The organism is Vibrio cholerae, from assembly GCF_008369605.1.
In the GTDB taxonomy this organism is placed as follows: domain Bacteria; phylum Pseudomonadota; class Gammaproteobacteria; order Enterobacterales; family Vibrionaceae; genus Vibrio; species Vibrio cholerae.
In genome coordinates this window covers 14648-31447 of the sequence record NZ_CP043554.1, presented here as the reverse complement: position 1 = coordinate 31447, position 16800 = coordinate 14648, and the positions used below count along the sequence as shown (strand labels likewise).

Annotated in this window: 18 protein-coding genes; 5 read left to right on the top strand and 13 right to left on the bottom strand. The window is 49.1% G+C overall.

Annotated features, from left to right (window positions below; translation table 11 throughout):
- Positions 1-2: 2 nt before the first annotated feature.
- Genes tatA through rmuC form a run of 5 tightly spaced genes read right to left on the bottom strand, consistent with a single transcriptional unit; the run spans position 3 to position 4933 of the window.
- Positions 3-251, bottom strand: a complete 249-nt coding sequence (gene tatA, locus F0316_RS00170; protein ID WP_000508969.1) for a Sec-independent protein translocase subunit TatA — start codon at positions 249-251, stop codon at positions 3-5.
- 59 nt (positions 252-310) lie between these two features.
- A complete protein-coding gene (ubiB, locus tag F0316_RS00165) occupies positions 311-1945 on the bottom strand; it encodes a ubiquinone biosynthesis regulatory protein kinase UbiB (RefSeq protein WP_000801146.1) in 1635 nt (544 codons plus the stop codon).
- A complete protein-coding gene (locus F0316_RS00160; RefSeq protein ID WP_162810148.1) occupies positions 1942-2547 on the bottom strand; it encodes a ubiquinone biosynthesis accessory factor UbiJ in 606 nt (201 codons plus the stop codon). The genes ubiB and F0316_RS00160 overlap by 4 nt, the downstream gene beginning before the upstream one ends.
- A gap of 26 nt (positions 2548-2573) precedes the next feature.
- Positions 2574-3356: a bifunctional demethylmenaquinone methyltransferase/2-methoxy-6-polyprenyl-1,4-benzoquinol methylase UbiE gene (ubiE, locus tag F0316_RS00155; RefSeq protein WP_000132703.1), complete on the bottom strand. Its 783-nt coding sequence runs from the start codon at positions 3354-3356 to the stop codon at positions 2574-2576.
- Between the two features lie 44 nt (positions 3357-3400).
- Complete coding sequence (rmuC, locus tag F0316_RS00150) at positions 3401-4933, bottom strand: DNA recombination protein RmuC (RefSeq protein WP_149560136.1); 1533 nt, start codon at positions 4931-4933, stop codon at positions 3401-3403.
- Between the two features lie 122 nt (positions 4934-5055).
- On the opposite strand from rmuC, the gene F0316_RS00145 reads away from it, so the two are divergent.
- The gene (locus F0316_RS00145) at positions 5056-5967 is read left to right on the top strand and encodes a DMT family transporter (protein ID WP_001003290.1); all 912 of its coding nucleotides are present in this window, start codon (positions 5056-5058) and stop codon (positions 5965-5967) included.
- Here the strand turns inward: F0316_RS00145 and F0316_RS00140 are convergent.
- The 3 genes from F0316_RS00140 to ftnA all read right to left on the bottom strand — a co-directional run bounded on the left by F0316_RS00140 (position 5964) and on the right by ftnA (position 8219).
- Entirely contained in the window at positions 5964-7151 is a 1188-nt protein-coding gene (locus F0316_RS00140; RefSeq protein WP_172625944.1) for a BaiN/RdsA family NAD(P)/FAD-dependent oxidoreductase, read from the bottom strand. The genes F0316_RS00145 and F0316_RS00140 overlap by 4 nt on opposite strands.
- Before the next feature lie 141 nt (positions 7152-7292).
- Positions 7293-7616 (bottom strand): universal stress protein UspB, encoded by a 324-nt coding sequence (gene uspB, locus F0316_RS00135; protein ID WP_000623073.1) that lies wholly within the window; start codon positions 7614-7616, stop codon positions 7293-7295.
- A 75-nt stretch (positions 7617-7691) separates the two neighbouring features.
- Positions 7692-8219, bottom strand: coding sequence for a non-heme ferritin (gene ftnA, locus F0316_RS00130; protein WP_000951037.1), 528 nt, complete (start codon positions 8217-8219; stop codon positions 7692-7694).
- 164 nt (positions 8220-8383) lie between these two features.
- On the opposite strand from ftnA, the gene uspA reads away from it, so the two are divergent.
- Both uspA and F0316_RS00115 read left to right on the top strand, forming a co-directional pair.
- A complete protein-coding gene (gene uspA, locus F0316_RS00120) occupies positions 8384-8809 on the top strand; it encodes a universal stress protein UspA (RefSeq protein WP_000121736.1) in 426 nt (141 codons plus the stop codon).
- Between the two features lie 56 nt (positions 8810-8865).
- Positions 8866-9753: a carboxylate/amino acid/amine transporter gene (locus F0316_RS00115; protein WP_000262783.1), complete on the top strand. Its 888-nt coding sequence runs from the start codon at positions 8866-8868 to the stop codon at positions 9751-9753.
- 95 nt (positions 9754-9848) lie between these two features.
- Here the strand turns inward: F0316_RS00115 and F0316_RS00110 are convergent, their stop codons facing one another.
- The 3 genes from F0316_RS00110 to F0316_RS00100 form a co-directional block, all read right to left on the bottom strand.
- On the bottom strand, positions 9849-10232 hold the full coding sequence (locus tag F0316_RS00110; protein ID WP_172625943.1) for a hypothetical protein: 384 nt from the start codon (positions 10230-10232) through the stop codon (positions 9849-9851).
- 123 nt (positions 10233-10355) lie between these two features.
- The gene (locus F0316_RS00105) at positions 10356-11141 is read right to left on the bottom strand and encodes a class I SAM-dependent methyltransferase (protein WP_000908206.1); all 786 of its coding nucleotides are present in this window, start codon (positions 11139-11141) and stop codon (positions 10356-10358) included.
- A 59-nt stretch (positions 11142-11200) separates the two neighbouring features.
- Complete coding sequence (locus tag F0316_RS00100; RefSeq protein ID WP_233344003.1) at positions 11201-13324, bottom strand: sensor domain-containing protein; 2124 nt, start codon at positions 13322-13324, stop codon at positions 11201-11203.
- 258 nt (positions 13325-13582) lie between these two features.
- Here F0316_RS00100 and asnC point away from each other — a divergent pair, with 258 nt between their 5' ends.
- On the top strand, positions 13583-14044 hold the full coding sequence (gene asnC / locus F0316_RS00095; RefSeq protein WP_001195187.1) for a transcriptional regulator AsnC: 462 nt from the start codon (positions 13583-13585) through the stop codon (positions 14042-14044).
- Between the two features lie 88 nt (positions 14045-14132).
- Here asnC and tsrA read toward each other — a convergent pair whose 3' ends face one another.
- Together tsrA and F0316_RS00085 are read right to left on the bottom strand one after the other, a co-directional pair.
- On the bottom strand, positions 14133-14417 hold the full coding sequence (gene tsrA, locus F0316_RS00090) for an H-NS-like global regulator TsrA (RefSeq protein ID WP_000060371.1): 285 nt from the start codon (positions 14415-14417) through the stop codon (positions 14133-14135).
- Between the two features lie 103 nt (positions 14418-14520).
- Positions 14521-15711: a multidrug effflux MFS transporter gene (locus tag F0316_RS00085; protein ID WP_001140085.1), complete on the bottom strand. Its 1191-nt coding sequence runs from the start codon at positions 15709-15711 to the stop codon at positions 14521-14523.
- A 116-nt stretch (positions 15712-15827) separates the two neighbouring features.
- Between F0316_RS00085 and F0316_RS00080 the strand changes: the two genes are divergently transcribed.
- Positions 15828-16769, top strand: coding sequence for a LysR substrate-binding domain-containing protein (locus F0316_RS00080; protein ID WP_001165357.1), 942 nt, complete (start codon positions 15828-15830; stop codon positions 16767-16769).
- Positions 16770-16800: the final 31 nt, after the last annotated feature.

Sequence of the window (16800 nt, the reverse complement as noted above, 5' to 3'; positions counted from 1 at the left end):
ACTTATGCCTGCTCTTTGTCTTTTTTCACTTCAGCAGACGCATTGGTTTTGGCCTGCTCAAGATTTTTGGTTTCGAAGTCAGCATCTTTCTGATTTGCTGCGCTGTTTGACTCTTCTTCCGACATGGCTTTCTTAAAGCCTTTGACCGCGCTGCCCAAATCACTGCCAATACCGCGCAGTTTCTTAGTGCCAAACAGCAATACCACGATCACTGCAATGATAAGAAGTTGCCAAATACTGATACCACCCATCTCTTTTACCTCGGGTTATGTGTGAACAAATCTTCGAACTTATCGACGCGACAAGGCGCTTACTGGCGATAAGCTCGCCAACTCAATAGCCAACATAACACGCCAATGGTCGCGCTACCGATCGCTAAAGGTTCTAATTGGTTGGAGATCCATATCGCCGAGCATACGACTAATGTGGCTCCAACACCAAACAAAAACTTTCCCGTCCCTTGTTGGCGTTTGGATTGGCGATAACCTTGATAAAGATTATCTAAACGCTGATTCAAGTTACGACCTTGCTTTAAGCTGTCATACAGCAATTCTGGCAGCTCAGGCATTTTTTCAAACCATAAGGGTGCACGCTCTTTCAATGCATGCAAGAAAGCTTGTGGCCCCACTTGGTTAGCCATCCACTTTTCTAAAAACGGTTTGGCGGTTTGCCATAAATCGAGTTGTGGGTAGAGCTGACGCCCCAAGCCTTCGACATACAGCAGTGTTTTTTGCAGCAAAACTAACTGCGGCTGCACTTCCATATTGAAGCGTCGCGCGGTGTTAAACAGATTCAGTAACACGTGACCAAATGAAATCTCACACAGCGGTTTGGCGAAAATCGGCTCACACACCATGCGGATCGCCACTTCAAACTCATCAACATTGGTATCCAGTGGTACCCAACCGGAATCGACGTGCAGTTGCGCTACGCGGCGATAGTCACGATTGAAGAAGGCGAGGAAGTTTTCGGCCAGATAGCGCTTATCTTCGCTATTCAGTGTTCCGACTATGCCACAGTCCAAACCAATCCATTGCGGGTTTTCAGGATGGTTAGGATTGACGAACACGTTACCCGGATGCATATCCGCATGGAAGAAACTGTCGCGAAACACTTGGGTGAAAAACACACTCACACCACGTTCCGCCAGTAACTTCATATTGGTACCGTTGGCATGAAGTCCTGCCAAGTCAGAAACTTGGATGCCGTATATTCGCTCAGAAACCATGACAGTTTCATTACAGAAATCAGTTAACACCTCAGGGACATACAACTCTTCGCTGTTTTCGAAGTTGCGGCGCAGCTGAATCGCATTGGCCGCTTCACGGCGCAGGTCCAACTCATCGAGCAAGGTTTTCTCGTATTCGCGTACCACTTCCACCGGTTTTAAGCGGCGTGCTTCCGGCAGCGCTTTAGCCACAATGCGTGCCACGCGATACATCAGCTTGATGTCGGCATCGATTTGCGGGCGAATATCCGGACGAATCACTTTCAGCACCACATCACGACCATTACTCTTGAGCTTGGCGGTGTGTACTTGGGCAATCGAAGCGGAAGCTAACGGTTTGATATCAAAGTCATCGAACCAAGTTTCCAGCGGCGCGCCGAGTTCTTTTTCAATCAATTGCTTGGCTTGTAGGCCATCAAACGGCGCAACTTTATCTTGCAACATGGCCAAGGGATCGGCGATGTGCGGCGGAAACAAATCACGGCGAGTCGACATCATCTGCCCAAACTTGATCCACACCGGGCCAAGTTCTTGCAGTGCCAAACGTAAACGATCACCTAACGCTTTATCGGCGTGTTGATTGCGCAGCCAAAAAAGAGATTTACGCGCCAGTAGCGGCGCTCGGGTCAGATGATGCTCTGGCAACAGCTCATCTAAGCCATATTCGAGTTGAACTTTAACTATCCGGTATAAACGTTTCAGCTCTGCAGGTTTCATGCTTTTTCCAGTAACTGGTTCAAACGCGCTTCTAAACGCGCAGCGTGACTTTTCACGTCATCCACTTGATCGCAAAAATGGGCAATTTCCAACGGTGGCGGCGCAATCCGCCACTCTTCGGTGAGCACCTGTGCCAAGTGGTTTTGATGCTTATGCGCTTGCTGTTTTAGCGCGCCGGCGATGCTTTTCACACCATGCACGACACTGTGTGCCACCACATCACCCGTGATGCGCGATAACCACTCTTCCACATCCGGTTTGCAATCGCTCATCAGCTCGGAAAACTTCTGCGCCAGTTGGATATCGCCTTCCAGCTCTAGCTTATCTTGCTTGATCAACTGGGTAATATTGGCTTGCTCACGCAACTGAGGAAGAATCGAGAGGTTTAATGCCAGATAGCAATCCGGCTGGCCTTCAAAGCCGGTCATCACATCGATGCGCTGACTGAACACAAAGGTCAGGGATTGATTTAACTCTCGCAGATGCAGCGAAATCACTTTGCCTTTCAGGCGCAGCAGTTTGCGGCCTAACGCCGGATCATCATTGATGAGCGTATTGAGCGTGGTTTCAATCACTGCGGTCAGCAAAGGAGACAGTGGCATGGTTGCAAGCAATGACATAGCAGCCCTTAAAATTTGTAACCACGATGCAGCGCCACAATGCCGCCGGTCAGGTTGTAATAGGTGGTTTGTTCAAAACCCGCCTCTTCCATCATGCCTTTTAGAGTCTCTTGATCCGGATGCATGCGGATCGACTCAGCGAGATAACGATAGCTGTCTGCATCATTGGCGATCAACTGCCCCATCTTAGGCAAAATATGGAACGAGTAAGTGTCATAAAGCTTAGACAGCGGCTCAAGGATCGGCTTAGAAAACTCCAGCACCAACAGGCGGCCGCCGGGTTTCAATACACGGAACATCGAACGCAGCGCTTTATCTTTGTCGGTCACGTTACGCAGACAGAAACTGATGGTAATGCAGTCAAAATAGTTGTCTGGGAAAGGCAGTTCTTCGGCGTTGGCTTGCACATAATGCACATTGCCTACCACGCCGCTGTCGCGCAGTTTATCGCGGCCAACATTGAGCATAGAGTTATTGATATCGGCCAAAATCACATGGCCTTTCTCGCCCACAATACGCGAGAATTTCGCGGTTAAATCGCCTGTACCGCCGCCCAAATCGAGAATGCGTTGTCCCGGACGTGCGCCTGAACAATCGATGGTAAAGCGCTTCCATAAACGGTGGATACCGCCCGACATCAGGTCATTCATGATGTCGTATTTGGCCGCAACCGAGTGAAACACTTGCGCGACTTTATGTACTTTTTCATCTTTACGTACGGTTTCAAACCCGAAATGGGTCGTTTCCTGATTGTCTGTTGCAGAGTTTGCTAGCACGTTGGTGTCCGTCATTATTTTTCCTCTTTGGCCGTCATGACTGCGGCGACTGCGGGCGATTAGTTTACTTTATCCTCAATCGGATGTCTTTCTACTAAAGGGGCATTTTCCTGATCCGGCGCTTGTTGTGCGCGTTCAATCAATGGCTGAGGGATAGAACGTTTGATTTCCACCCCAAGCTGTTTGAAGCTTTCCGCCTGACGAATGGCGTTACCACGCCCAGTCACCAGCTTATTCATCGCCCCTTGGTAGCTCTGATTGGCTTTATCCAGCGCGCCGCCTAGCCCTTCCATATCTTCTACGAACAAACGCAGCTTATCGTACAACTTGCTAGCACGTTCGGCGATCACCTGCGCATTTTGATTCTGCCGCTCGTTGCGCCATAAGTTATCAATGGTGCGCAGCGCCACCAGCAAAGTAGTAGGGCTGACCAAAATAATGTTCTGCTCCATCGCGTCTTTGACCAAGCTTGGGTCGGCTTGAATCGCGACTTGAAACGCGGGTTCAACCGGAATAAACATCAGCACGTAATCGAGGCTCTGAATGCCTTTGAGTTGATGGTAATCTTTCTGCCCTAGCCCACGAATATGGTTACGCAGCGCAAGTAAGTGCTCACGTAATGCGCGATCTCGCTCACTATCGGTTTCAGCATGGAAGTAACGCTCATACGCCACCAAAGCCATTTTCGAGTCGATCACTACCTGTTTGTTTTGCGGCAAATGGACAATCACATCTGGCTGATAACGCTTACCCGCTTCGTTTTGTAAGCTGACTTGAGTTTGGTATTCATGCCCTTCGCGCAGCCCAGATTCTGCCAGCACACGCGCCAACACCACTTCGCCCCAGTTGCCTTGCTGCTTGTTATCCCCTTTCAGCGCTTGAGTCAGGTTGACCGCTTCTTTGGCCATCTGCTCATTAAGGCGCTGCAAGTTACGCAGTTCATGCACTAAGGTGTGACGCTCTTTGGCTTCATGGTTAAAGCTATCATTGACCTGCTTTTTAAAACCTTCGAGCTGCTCTTTAAGTGGTGTGAGCAAACCTTCCAAACTCTGGCGGTTTTGCACATCGACCGTTGCGGTTTTGTGCTCAAACACCTGATTGGCTAAATGCTCGAATTGCTGCTTTAGGCGCTCTTCGGCTCGTTCAAGCAGTTGCAATTTTTCTTGGCTCGCCACCAACTGTTGCTGATGACGCGCTTCTTGTTCACGCAATTGGCTTTCTAACTCGGCTTTCGCGGCGCGTACTTGGTTTAGCTCATCGGCATACTGCTGGCGCTCTTGTTTCACCGCCTCAAAGTAACGCAGCTTTTCCAGCACTGCCATTAACTTGCCGTGTGATTGCTTGAGTTCAAATTCGTTTTTGTCACGTAACGCATCCAGCTCATCTAACTCTTGCTGCGCTGTGGTGAGCTGCTCATTAAGTTGCTGAATTTGCTGCGCATGCCAGTGACTCTGCTGCTCAAGTTGTTGCTCAAGCAATTGGGTTTTCAGTTGGTAGCGCTGCTTGACCCACCAGCCGATCGCCACCCCAGTGGCACCTGCACTCACTAACGCCGACCACAATGCGCTTTGATTTTCAAAAATCCATTGCATGTTGAACACTTACTGTGATTTATCTCGATCAAAATGGTATTTCGACACTGGATAAATGTCCAGTTTGTTGCGCGTTTATTCTCCCCTAGACTAGCGAAAAACAAGGATAAGAGAGTTTCAGGATGAATGAAAAACGCGCATTGGGTTTGGGCTTGGCTTCGGTGCTGTTGTGGTCAACAGTCGCGACTGCCTTTAAATTAACGCTGGCCGAGTTAAACCCGCTGCAAATGGTGACCGTGGCGAGCATTGTCTCCGCACTCGCGTTACTGGTGATTTGTGCTGCGATGGGCAAGCTTAAGCTGATCGTCCCCACTTTACTGGCCAATCCGTTTTACTACCTGTTGCTTGGGCTGATTAACCCACTCGCCTATTACCTGATTTTGTTTAAAGCCTATTCGCTGCTGCCCGCCTCACAAGCACAAGCCATCAACTACAGTTGGGCGATCACCCTCACCTTGATGGCGGCGCTGTTTCTCGGCCAACGTATTCGTAAACAAGATTGGATCGCCTGTGCTCTGAGTTACTTTGGTGTGGTGGTGATTGCCACGAAAGGTGACTTACTCGGTTTGCAATTTGAAAGTCCACTCGGGGTTGGTCTCGCCCTGCTGTCGACTCTGCTGTGGGCGGGATATTGGATTCTCAACACCAAAAATAAAGCTGATCCGATCGTTGGGGTGTTACTCGGCTTTCTGCTCGCCATCCCGTTTGCACTGGCGCTGTGTTGGCACGAAAACCTCAATTGGCAAGGCATCACCACCCAAGGTTGGTTAGCGGTCACTTACGTGGGACTGTTTGAAATGGGCATTACGTTTGTACTCTGGCTCAGCGCACTGAAAAATACTCAGAACACCGCGCGCATCAGTAACCTGATTTTTGCTTCGCCTTTTATTTCGCTGTTTCTACTCGCGACCATCATTGGCGAAGCGATCCACCCAACCACTTTGATCGGTTTAGTGCTGATTATTGCGGGGCTTGTGGTTCAGCAGTGGCAAGGCCGTAAAGCGCAACCTAGCGAAGCAAAACTGAACCCCTAAACCCACTGGCCGGCGACGTAGCCACTCGACCAAGCCCATTGGAAGTTATAGCCGCCGAGCCAGCCAGTCACATCCATCACTTCACCGATAAAGAATAAGCCTTTGACGGTTTTGCACTCCATGGTTTTGGATGAGAGGCAATCGGTATCCACTCCACCAAGCGTCACCTCTGCGGTGCGATAACCTTCGGTACCGTTTGGCACAATCGACCACTGCTCTAAACGGGTTTGCAATGCGTCGAGCTCTTTGGGGGAATACTGTTTCAGCGGTTTATCGGCAAACAGTTGGCGTTCAATCAGCACTTCAACCAGCCGCTTGGGCAACACTTTCGATAAGGTGTTTTTCAAACTCTGGTTCGGGTGCGCTTCTTTTTCACGGCTCAACAACTCAGCCAAATCCACGTCGGGGACTAAATTGGTGGTAATTGTTTGTCCTGGCGTCCAATAAGAGGAAATTTGTAGTACTGCAGGGCCAGATAAGCCGCGGTGAGTAAAGAGCAAGGCTTCTTTGAAGGTTTTGCCGCATTCTGCGCGCATCTCAACAGGAATCGCCACACCCGATAACGGCGCGAAATCTTCCTTATCTTGCACATGCAACGTAAATGGCACTAAACCTGCGCTGGTACTGATCACGGGCAAGCCAAACTGCTCTGCGATTTTGTAGCCAAACGGCGTGGCACCGAGTTTCGGCATCGATAAACCGCCGGTGGCAACCACCAGTGACGCGCACTCAATCTCACCTATGGTGGTTTGCAGAGTAAAACCTTGCTCGGTGTGGGCTATTGCGCTGATTTCAACTTGATAGCGCTGCTCGATATTCGGTTGGTTACACTCGCTGAGTAGCATGTCCACAATCTCTTTGGCCGAATCAAGACAAAACAGCTGACCGTGATCGCGCTCTTCAAAGGCAATACCGTATTTGCTGACCAGCGAGATAAAATCCCAGTTGGTGTATTGCGACAGCGCCGATTTCACAAAGTGTGGGTTTTGGCACAAGTAGTTCGCCGCCGAGACATCGTAATTGGTGAAATTACAGCGTCCACCACCGGAAATCAGAATTTTTCGACCCGGTTTTTTAGCATGATCGAGCAGCAATACCTGACGGCCGCGTCGCGCCGCCTGTGCTGCGCACATCAATCCCGCCGCACCTGCGCCAATAATTACCACATCGACTGTTTTGCTCATCACTGCCACCTAATCGCATAAAAAAAGGATGTGCTGAGTGCACATCCTTACTCACTTGGGCGGCTATTCTAACGGCAAATCGCTACTCTGCCAACGCAATGCACGTGTTGGCAAACCGCATTCGAAAAGCTCTCCGGCGCACTAAAGCATAAACGCGACGACTGTGGTGAGCACCAACAGTGAACCCGACAAAATGAACAGCTCACGTACCCGATCGCACTTACCAGTAAACACAGGATCATGATGGTGGTGATACTCACGACTTTTCAGGTAATGGTATAAACGCACCTGCTTAGTCACATTGCCATGGGTGGTGAAAAAGCCGCGCCCATCGACTTGTTGATAAAGGAGCGGGTGAGCTTCACGCATGATGTAAATAAGCGAGCGCAGCGCTGTCACATAACGTGCCACATTAATCGCAGTCACGAGCATAAGCGCAAATAGAATGGTATCTCCACTGATCATCTTTTCCTCCCTACATCTTGTGTTGAGAATGCCCAGAGAAAAAGACGATCGCTTCAGTTTGTCTTTTTGCTGATCTTACTCAGCAGGGGCATCCATGACAGAAGATGAGCCTTTTTTTGCCAATGCAGCTAGATCTTTATCGATAAAGAACAACGCCTTACCATCTTCACCGACCAGCTCTAGCTTATCTAAAATCCCTTTAAACAACTTCTCTTCTTCGTGCTGTTCAGCCACGTACCACTGAAGGAAGTTAAATGTTGAGTAGTCTTGGGAGGTGAACGCCACATGAGCCAGTTTATTAATCTGTTGGGTGATCTTCTGTTCATGTAGGTACGTCTCACGAAACACTTCACCCAGTGAAGCAAATTCGTGGCGTGGCGCAGCGATCGCACCAAGGATTGGCAATGCACCGGTTTCACTCACATAAGTGAACAGACGCTGCATGTGCTGCATTTCTTCTACCGCGTGAGCGCGTAAAAACTCTGCAGCTCCGTCAAATCCTTTGTCTTCACACCAAGCACTCATTTGTAAGTATAGATTGGATGAAAAAAATTCGAGGTTAATTTGCTCATTGAGATGTTCTACCATCGCTTGCGACAACATAAAAAACTCCTGATTCACTCTAACTATTTGAACGCACTATAGCATGTTCGGTAGTTATTGTAGTCATCACCTAACCCATCGCCATCAAACTGAGATCGCTGCGACAAAAAAATCGCCACTCCAGTGCTACGCTGTGTTTAGTCACCCGAATAGGAGTCAGTACAATGAGTTATCAACATCTTTTGGTTGCGGTCGACCTGTCTGAAGACAGCAAACTGCTGGTTGAAAAAGCGGTGGCTCTGGCCAAACCTCTCAATGCGGAAGTCTCATTTATTCATATCGACGTAAACTACGCCGAGCTGTACACGGGCCTTATCGACATTAATTTGGCCGAAACGCAACATCACGCGATGGAAGCGTCACAAAAGCAACTGCAGGATTTGGCGCAGCATGCCAATTACCCCATCAAGCATACCTTGGTCGGTAGCGGCGATTTAACCAATGAGCTGTGCGAAACCATCAGCGAGTTTAACGTGGATTTACTGGTGTGTGGCCATCACCAAGATTTCTGGAGCAAACTGCTCTCTTCCACACGGCAACTGATCAACAGCTCGCCAGTGGATATGTTAGTCATTCCACTCAACGACTGACGAACAGAAAATACTCAGGTAGACTGCTGATTTCCATTCACTCATTCAATAGCGTTATGGTTTATCTTTCAGCAGTCACCCTGTTATGGGCATTTTCATTTAGCCTGATCGGCGTTTATCTCGCCGGTCAAGTTGATTCTTGGTTTGCCGTTTGGATGCGAGTGGCTCTCGCGAGTTTAGTCTTCATTCCCTTTCTGCGTTTCAAAGGTGTACCGCGCGCCCTGATTGCCAAATTAATGGCGATTGGCGGCGTTCAGCTTGGCTTGATGTACTGTTTCTACTATCAGTCTTTCTTGCTGCTCTCGGTTCCCGAAGTCTTACTGTTTACCGTTTTTACCCCGATTTATGTCACGCTGATTTACGATTTTCTTAAAGGGCGTTTCTCGCCTTGGTATTTAGTGACCGCTTTCATCGCTGTGCTCGGTGCCGTGTTCATTAAATTCGCTGGCATTAATCAACACTTCGTGACCGGTTTTCTTGTCGTGCAGGGAGCCAACCTCTGCTTTGCGATTGGCCAAGTCGGCTACAAATATGTGATGGAACAAGAGTCTACCGAATTACCCCAACACACGGTATTTGGCTATTTCTATCTTGGCGCTTTGCTGGTGGCCAGCGTTGCTTTTCTGCTGCTGGGTAATCCGGAAAAGCTTCCGACGACCTCAGTACAATGGAGCATCTTGATCTATTTGGGACTGATTGCTTCTGGGCTTGGTTACTTTGCTTGGAACAAAGGCGCCTGCATGGTCAACGCGGGAGCCTTAGCCATCATGAATAACGCTTTAGTACCCGCTGGCTTGGTGGTAAATATTCTGATTTGGAACCGCGAAGTCGATTTGGTGCGCTTATCGCTAGGTGGTGCGATTATTCTTGGCTCGCTGTGGATTAATGAAACTTGGGTGAAACGCCGAGTAGAAAGGGATTATCAGCGTCAAGGTTTGCTCTAACCGAGATGAAATGACTCATCAAGAGACGCAAAAGCCCATCGGAGATGGGCTTTTTTAGATCTGCGATAGTTGACACTTCAGCGCAATGATTCGGCTCAATGCATACTCTGCGCTGTCGCTCTCTCTACCACTGGTGTTGGATGCCTTGGTCCAACTTTGCCTTCTAGCAGTTGCTGCTTTTTCATTAACTTACGCTGCTTTTTAAGCACTTTTTCCAGCTTTTTGTGGAATTTGCGCTGCTTTTTAAGGCTGGCTTTGGGAAGCAGGCTGACCACCCCACTTTCATGAGCAGGAAGTGCCACCACAGTCGCTACGGGCGCCGGAAGACTCATGGCTTGCGGTTTACACAAGCTTTTTTTATCCCCCGCCACACGCGCGCAATCCCGACACAAAAACTGCGGCTCAGCGACCAGACGCTCAATTTCACTTAGGGAAGTCGCAATCTCATGACGACTGAGTTTGCATAGACGTTTAGCCACAACCACTCCAGCTAAAATACGAATTATTCTCAGACGCAGATATTACGTCCTTCATCCAAAAACACAAGTCAGATTGTGGTGTGCCCTCGCTTCGTGAGTAAAGCGGCTTGATTGGCCAGCGCGCTATTCGCCACTCATTGCGGCAATCACATAAACATCAAACCGGTTTTTCTTGGTTTCCATCGCCATGCTCGGTTTACGATTACTCAGCCAAGGCGCGTAATCAGGCCGCTTAACCACAACCCGTTTTTGCGCCAGTTGCAGCGCAGGTTCAAGCAGAGCATCGGCATCATTATCCGCCCCCACCAGAGACTGAAATACGCGCATCTCTTTTTTGACCAAGGCGGTTTTTTTCTTATTTTCGGGGTGTGGATACATGGGGTCTAGGTAGACCACATCGGGTGCAACAAAATTCGGATCGGAGGCCAATTGCTGCAGTGCATCATGACTTGAGGCGTGCAGCAGACTGATGCGCTCACTGACCCAAGCACCGATTTCATCATCTTGTTTGGCGCGCTGTAAGCCATCTTCCAGTAAGGCGGCAACCACAGGATGTCGTTCTACCATCTGTACCCGACAACCCAAAGACGCCAACACAAACGCATCACGGCCTAAACCCGCCGTTGCATCTAAAACCACTGGCGTGACGCCTTTATTTAGCCCAGCCGCTTTGGCGATCGATTGCCCTTTACCACCACCAAATTTGCGGCGGTGTGCGACTGCACCTTCTACCCAATCGACGTAAATGGCCCCCAGTTTAGGTTCATCTAATTTGCGTAGCTCAAGGCGCTCTTCGCTGAGTACCAAAGCAAATGGGCTATCATCACTGGCTTGCAGTTGCCAACGCGCAGCAATCTGCTCCAACTCTTGCGCACGGTGAGGCGCTTGGCAAATCAGTTGAATCAACAAGGGAACTCCGAAAACCGAGATAAAACGGCGCTCAGTGTAGCGGATTTTATCGGCAAACCCTACGCTTTCTCTTTGAGTTGCTCGGCAACCCAATCGGCGATCGGTTGTGGACGGCTGAATAGATAGCCTTGCGCGTAATCCACACCAATCTGCTGCAAAGCCTCAAGTATCTGCTGGTTTTCAACAAACTCCGCCACGGTGCTTTTGCCCATCTGCTTGGTCAATTCATGGATAGAGCGGACCATCAAGCGATCCATCTCATTTTTGTCCATATCACACACAAAAATGCCATCAATTTTGACGATATCGACCGGCAGTTTCTGCAGATAACCGAACGAGGAGAGCCCCGAGCCAAAATCATCCAGAGCCAACACGCAACCTAAGCTTTTGAGCTGAGATAACACCTTGATCGCTTGATTGAGATTGCGCATCGCAGCCGTTTCGGTGATTTCAAAACAGACTTTACTGCATGGAATGCGGCTATCGCGCAATCTTTCGAGCAGGAAGGCCACAAAATCTGGATTGCCAATCGAGTTACCCGATAGGTTAATCGAAACGCGCCCCAGTTTATCTAACACTTGCGGACGCGCTTCCAACCAGTTAAAGGTCTGCTCGACAATTTTCCGATCCAGACGGTGCGCCAAGTTATAACGCTCAGAGGCGGGAACGAAAATGCCCGGTGAAACGTACTCCCCTGCGGCGTTTTTAATTCGCACTAAGACTTCGAAATGAAGCAACACATCGGGTTGATTGAGCGGCACAATGCGCTGAGCAAATAGCTCAATTCGCTCATTGGCGAGCGCATCGTGCACTAGATTCACCGACTCCATTTCCAATTGGCGCCGGCGCAAATCCTCATCATCCTGCCGATAGAGGTTGAAGCGATTGCGTCCTTCCTCTTTGGCGGCATGGCACGCCGTATCCGCTTGTGCATGCACCATTTGTGGTGATGTCGCGGTATGGTCAATCATACGGATCCCGATCGAACAGGTCAGATTAAAACGAATATGCTCCCAGACAAACGCCACTTCACTGAGCGCATGGATAATACTTTGCGCCACCAACACTGCATCACGCTCGGTGCAATCACGCAGTAATACGGAAAACTCATCGCCGCCCATACGCGCCAAGGTGGCTTTAAAGGGCAACACATCTTCCAGCATGCTGGCACAGAACTGAATCGCTCCATCGCCTGCATCATGGCCCGCGGTATCGTTGAGCACTTTAAGCTGATCGAGATCGAGATACAGCATGGCGTGGGTGCGTAATTGACTTTCGGTTTCTTTCAGCGCCTTGGCCAGTTCTAGCTCAAACTGGTTTCGGTTTAGAGTGTGGGTCAATAAGTCATAGCGAGCTTGATACGCCAGTTGGTCGGCAAGCTGGCGGGTTTCGGTAATGTCTTCCCCAACGATTAACAGCGTGCCCGTTTCGACCAGCGGACGAATGTTCTCCCGTACCCACACCGTTTCACCGGAGTGATGGCGATAACACACTTCTCGCCGCCAAACAGAAGAAGCATGGCGGCTCGGTAGCAGTAGCATCTGCCTTGGTGTCAGTACCTCTTCATCTTGATAAAAATCGCGGATATGGTGCCCAAGCATGGCATCAGCGGGATAACCCAGCAGCTGTTCAGCAAAATGATTCACTTGTTGAATGTGGTTACGCTCATCCAAGGTTAGCATCATCACTGGCTGCTGATCGTAATAATGGCGAAGGCTGGCTTCACGTTGAAAGAGTTTATCTTCGGTAATTTTTCGCCAAGTAATGTCTTGTGCTTCAAGCAGAATTTGCGACTCTTCGCGAGTCGGTAGCGGCTTAAACTGACACTCCAGCACGATGGCTCCAAGCTCAGGATGCCAAATTTCGGCGTTAAACTGGCGAGTTTGCGGCACGGACTCAGAGAAATAGTTCTGAATGTGTTCGACCGCTGAATCCTCCCAACCTTTGTGCTGCCAGATCGGTCTTAGCAAACTTTCACCATGTCGATACAGCAGTTCCTGTAACTTGCCATTGCAGGAAATAATCCGACCTTCTAAGTCAAAGATACCGATATAGTGTGTGCTTTGATCAAAGATCGACTCCAGTAATTTTTGGTTGGTGCGTAAGCGTTGAATATAGTGGTACTGGCGCACTGTTAGGATGCTTAAAACCATGATGGCGACAAGCACCACAATCCACAACATGGCGTTTGCTGCAAGCTCGCTGTCCCATGGTACGCGACTCGTTCCTAGATTGTCTAACGGTTGGCTCGATAAGGTTGGTTCTTGCGCGACTAGGTTGGCCGTCCAAAAGCAGCCCAACCCAACAGCAAGAGGCAGCGCGTATTTGTTGTACCAGTGTCGCAATCGGCTCAAGTCAGACTCCAAGGTTAAACAATCGTTTTAATGGTGGTAAAGTAAGCACACTTTAATTTCATGTCGGCATGACTGTCAGGAAAGACAATGCAAACCACCACCAAACTCGATGAATTGGATCGCGCCATCCTGAAAATTCTAATGGACGATGCTCGCACGCCTTACGCAGAAATGGCCAAACAGTTTAATGTTAGTCCAGCTACGATTCACGTGCGAATAGAGAAGATGAAAGCGGCCGATATTATCCAAGGCACCGAAGTGGTCGTAAATACCAAAAAGCTCGGCTATGACGTCTGTTGTTTTATTGGGATTAATTTGAATGCCGCGCGTGATTACCATTCAGCGCTCGCCAAACTGAATGCACTGGATGAAGTGGTTGAAGCTTATTACACCACCGGAGCTTATAACATTTTCGTCAAGCTGATGTGCCGCTCGATTGAAGAACTGCAGCATGTATTGATCGATAAACTGCAAGCCATCGATGAAGTACAATCCACCGAAACGCTGATTTCCCTGCAAAACCCGATCAGCCGTAACGTTAATCCTTAACGGCATAACGGCTCACTGAGTATCACTAAGCCTTGTCATTGACTTATCGTGGTACACGAACAAGGCGATATAGGGAACGAGCGTTCGATTAGCGTTTTTGTAAGTAATTCAGAAGCTCTTCCGCAGAGATGCCCTGTTTAGCGAGTTCTTTAGCCATGGTTTCGACTTGCTCGCCCTTGCGTGACTCGATCACTTGCTGGAACTGGTAAACCAGATCGCGTAGCACGGTCAGTGGCACTTGCTTGGCCGCACTGCGAATACGTTCACTGCTTTGATTGCCTAATTCATTAAGCAACTTGCCATACATCACCTTTTCTGGAGATTCATCAAGTTGTTCCAGAATGCGAGCCATTTCATAGGTGGTTAGAGACATGGTGTTTTGGATTCCAAACGGTTAGTCAGTATCGAAGAGGCAAACAATATACACAGGATGCACGCTGAGTAAAATAGCCTCAGCGTGAATTTATCTTGTTCTATCAACACTCAGAGACACTGGCGTGCCAACGAAAACCAAGCGGTGAGAATAAAATGAGTAACGCAGGTGCCGCTAACCACATGGTCAAACCGATCAGTAGTTGCGGCTCAGGCATAATGCGTTGCAGCGTACCGACCAATAGCCCAGAACCACTCATCTGGAATAGTCCGAGCAATGCCGCCGCCGTACCGGCTTTATCGCCAAACGGAGCTAACGCTTTACCGGCGGCTGCGCCCAGTATCCATGCAAAACCAATCGATGATAAAAACACTGGCAACATGAACGCCAGTGCACTTGCCTGATTACGCAGCACCAGCATTAGACTGCCAGCGATCATTAACGTAGTAATGCCAATGATCAAAGACCAACGAGTACCCAATTTATCCATCACTTTGGGGGCCGTCATGCAGGCAATGATATTGATCACCGCATTAACGCCAAACCAGAAGGTGAATTCATTCATGCTGAGCTGTAAACGCTCCATGAGAATCACTGGCGCGGAGGTCACGTAAGCGAGGATCACCGCCATCGCCAGCAGACACAGCGATGCGTGGAAGAGGAAGGTCGGCGCTTTTAATACGGCGGCATAACGAGAGAGCTTAAAGACGGCAGGTCGACTGCCCATGTACGGATTACTCTCCTGCAGACGTAAAGCCATGGCTAACCCTACCAGCAGCGCAAATCCGGTCATAAAACTGAAGTTTGCTCGCCAACCGAATTGCTGAGTTAACCAACTGCCCAGAATCGGCGCGAGTGCCGGAATAAAACAGATCGCTCCATTGAGGTAACTGATCATCTTACCGCTGCGTTGCGGCCCAAATAAATCGCGAACTGTTGCAAAAGCTGCTACGGAAGTCGCACACGCTCCTAAGCCTTGTAGCAACCGAGCCATTAACATCCATTCAATACTTTGAGCACTCCACGCCAATAAAGCGCTCAAGGCATAAATGCTAATGCCCCCTAATGCAACAGTTCGTCGACCATACTTATCTGCTAATGGGCCAGCAAATAACTGTCCGACGCCCATCGCAAACAAAAACCAGGTAATCGTATCTTGTGCTAAAGCGTGTTCCACGTGAAACGCTTGTGATATTTGAGGCAATGCCGGTAGATAAATATCGATCGCCAATGGGCTAAATAGAACGAGTAGTGTCAGTAGCACCATTTGCTGCTTACTGACCTGAGATGGCATTGCTTGTTTCACTTCACACTCCGACTGAATTTTAAAGATCGATGCATGATACGTGGCTCAAGATATGCTAAACAGTGGTATATCGTCATTGCTGTTATTCTATTTTGGAAAAACTCATGCAAATTGAAAAATTGGCCCGTATCGATCTCAATCTACTGGTCTGTCTAAAAGTCTTGATTGAAGAGTTAAGTGTCACTCGCGCGGCTGCACGTTTATGTCTGAGCCAATCGGCCGTGAGTAAATCCTTAGCCAAGCTACGCGAGCAGTTCGACGACCCGTTGTTTGTTCGCACGTCTTATGGACTGAATGCGACCCCGAAGGCGCTCTTCTTAAAACCCAAACTGGATGTGTTGGTGAACCAACTTGAGCTACTCACTCAGCCCGCACATTTCTCCCCCCAATCCAGCGAATATCGCTTTCAGATCGCGGCGGTCGAAAGTGTTTATCCATTGATCATGCCCTACTTTTTACCGACGATTTTTCGCCACGGCCCTCATCTGAGCATCAGCACCCATGCATGGACTGAACAAACCTTCCGTAAATTGCAAGTTGGCGAACTGGATTTCGGTCTGACTGGTAAAGACATTGATATCAATGATGCGAAGTTAACCTTATTGCCTCCTGCTGACATTTGTGAACAAGAGATCTACCGCGATAATCAGCGCTGCGTGGTGCGCCGCGGCCACCCGGTACTTCAGTATGATTGGAATTTATCCAGCTATCTTAACCTCCGTCATGTACAAGTGCGCTGTGATGGAAATGATCGCTGGCTGCTGGATTATCGATTAGCCGATCTCGGCTATGAGCGCGACATCGCGATTACCGTACCAGACTTCAATAGTGCAGCCAGTTTGTGCACCTATACGGACTTTATTTTCACCGCACCGAGCCACTTTACTCACTGGGTCGCCAAGCAGATGGATCTGGTTGAATTACCATTACCGATGGAGTTTCCACCTATGGCATACACACTGTTTTGGCATCGTGAACGAGAGAATGACCCTGCGCTGCGCTGGTTACGAGAACTGATACAAACCAATACGCTTCATTTACGCTGAGTTGATAGTCGGATATTTGCGCAGCGTACAC

Excerpts from the sequence above, each read along its gene's own strand:
- tatA (WP_000508969.1), bottom strand. The coding sequence starts at position 251 with ATGGGTGGTATCAGTATTTGGCAACTTCTTATCATTGCAGTGATCGTG.
- ubiB (WP_000801146.1), bottom strand. The coding sequence starts at position 1,945 with ATGAAACCTGCAGAGCTGAAACGTTTATACCGGATAGTTAAAGTTCAA.
- F0316_RS00160 (WP_162810148.1), bottom strand. The coding sequence starts at position 2,547 with ATGCCACTGTCTCCTTTGCTGACCGCAGTGATTGAAACCACGCTCAAT.
- ubiE (WP_000132703.1), bottom strand. The coding sequence starts at position 3,356 with ATGACGGACACCAACGTGCTAGCAAACTCTGCAACAGACAATCAGGAA.
- rmuC (WP_149560136.1), bottom strand. The coding sequence starts at position 4,933 with ATGCAATGGATTTTTGAAAATCAAAGCGCATTGTGGTCGGCGTTAGTG.
- F0316_RS00145 (WP_001003290.1), top strand. The coding sequence starts at position 5,056 with ATGAATGAAAAACGCGCATTGGGTTTGGGCTTGGCTTCGGTGCTGTTG.
- F0316_RS00140 (WP_172625944.1), bottom strand. The coding sequence starts at position 7,151 with ATGAGCAAAACAGTCGATGTGGTAATTATTGGCGCAGGTGCGGCGGGA.
- uspB (WP_000623073.1), bottom strand. The coding sequence starts at position 7,616 with ATGATCAGTGGAGATACCATTCTATTTGCGCTTATGCTCGTGACTGCG.
- ftnA (WP_000951037.1), bottom strand. The coding sequence starts at position 8,219 with ATGTTGTCGCAAGCGATGGTAGAACATCTCAATGAGCAAATTAACCTC.
- uspA (WP_000121736.1), top strand. The coding sequence starts at position 8,384 with ATGAGTTATCAACATCTTTTGGTTGCGGTCGACCTGTCTGAAGACAGC.
- F0316_RS00115 (WP_000262783.1), top strand. The coding sequence starts at position 8,866 with ATGGTTTATCTTTCAGCAGTCACCCTGTTATGGGCATTTTCATTTAGC.
- F0316_RS00100 (WP_233344003.1), bottom strand. The coding sequence starts at position 13,324 with ATGTTGTGGATTGTGGTGCTTGTCGCCATCATGGTTTTAAGCATCCTA.
- asnC (WP_001195187.1), top strand. The coding sequence starts at position 13,583 with ATGCAAACCACCACCAAACTCGATGAATTGGATCGCGCCATCCTGAAA.
- tsrA (WP_000060371.1), bottom strand. The coding sequence starts at position 14,417 with ATGTCTCTAACCACCTATGAAATGGCTCGCATTCTGGAACAACTTGAT.
- F0316_RS00085 (WP_001140085.1), bottom strand. The coding sequence starts at position 15,711 with ATGCCATCTCAGGTCAGTAAGCAGCAAATGGTGCTACTGACACTACTC.
- F0316_RS00080 (WP_001165357.1), top strand. The coding sequence starts at position 15,828 with ATGCAAATTGAAAAATTGGCCCGTATCGATCTCAATCTACTGGTCTGT.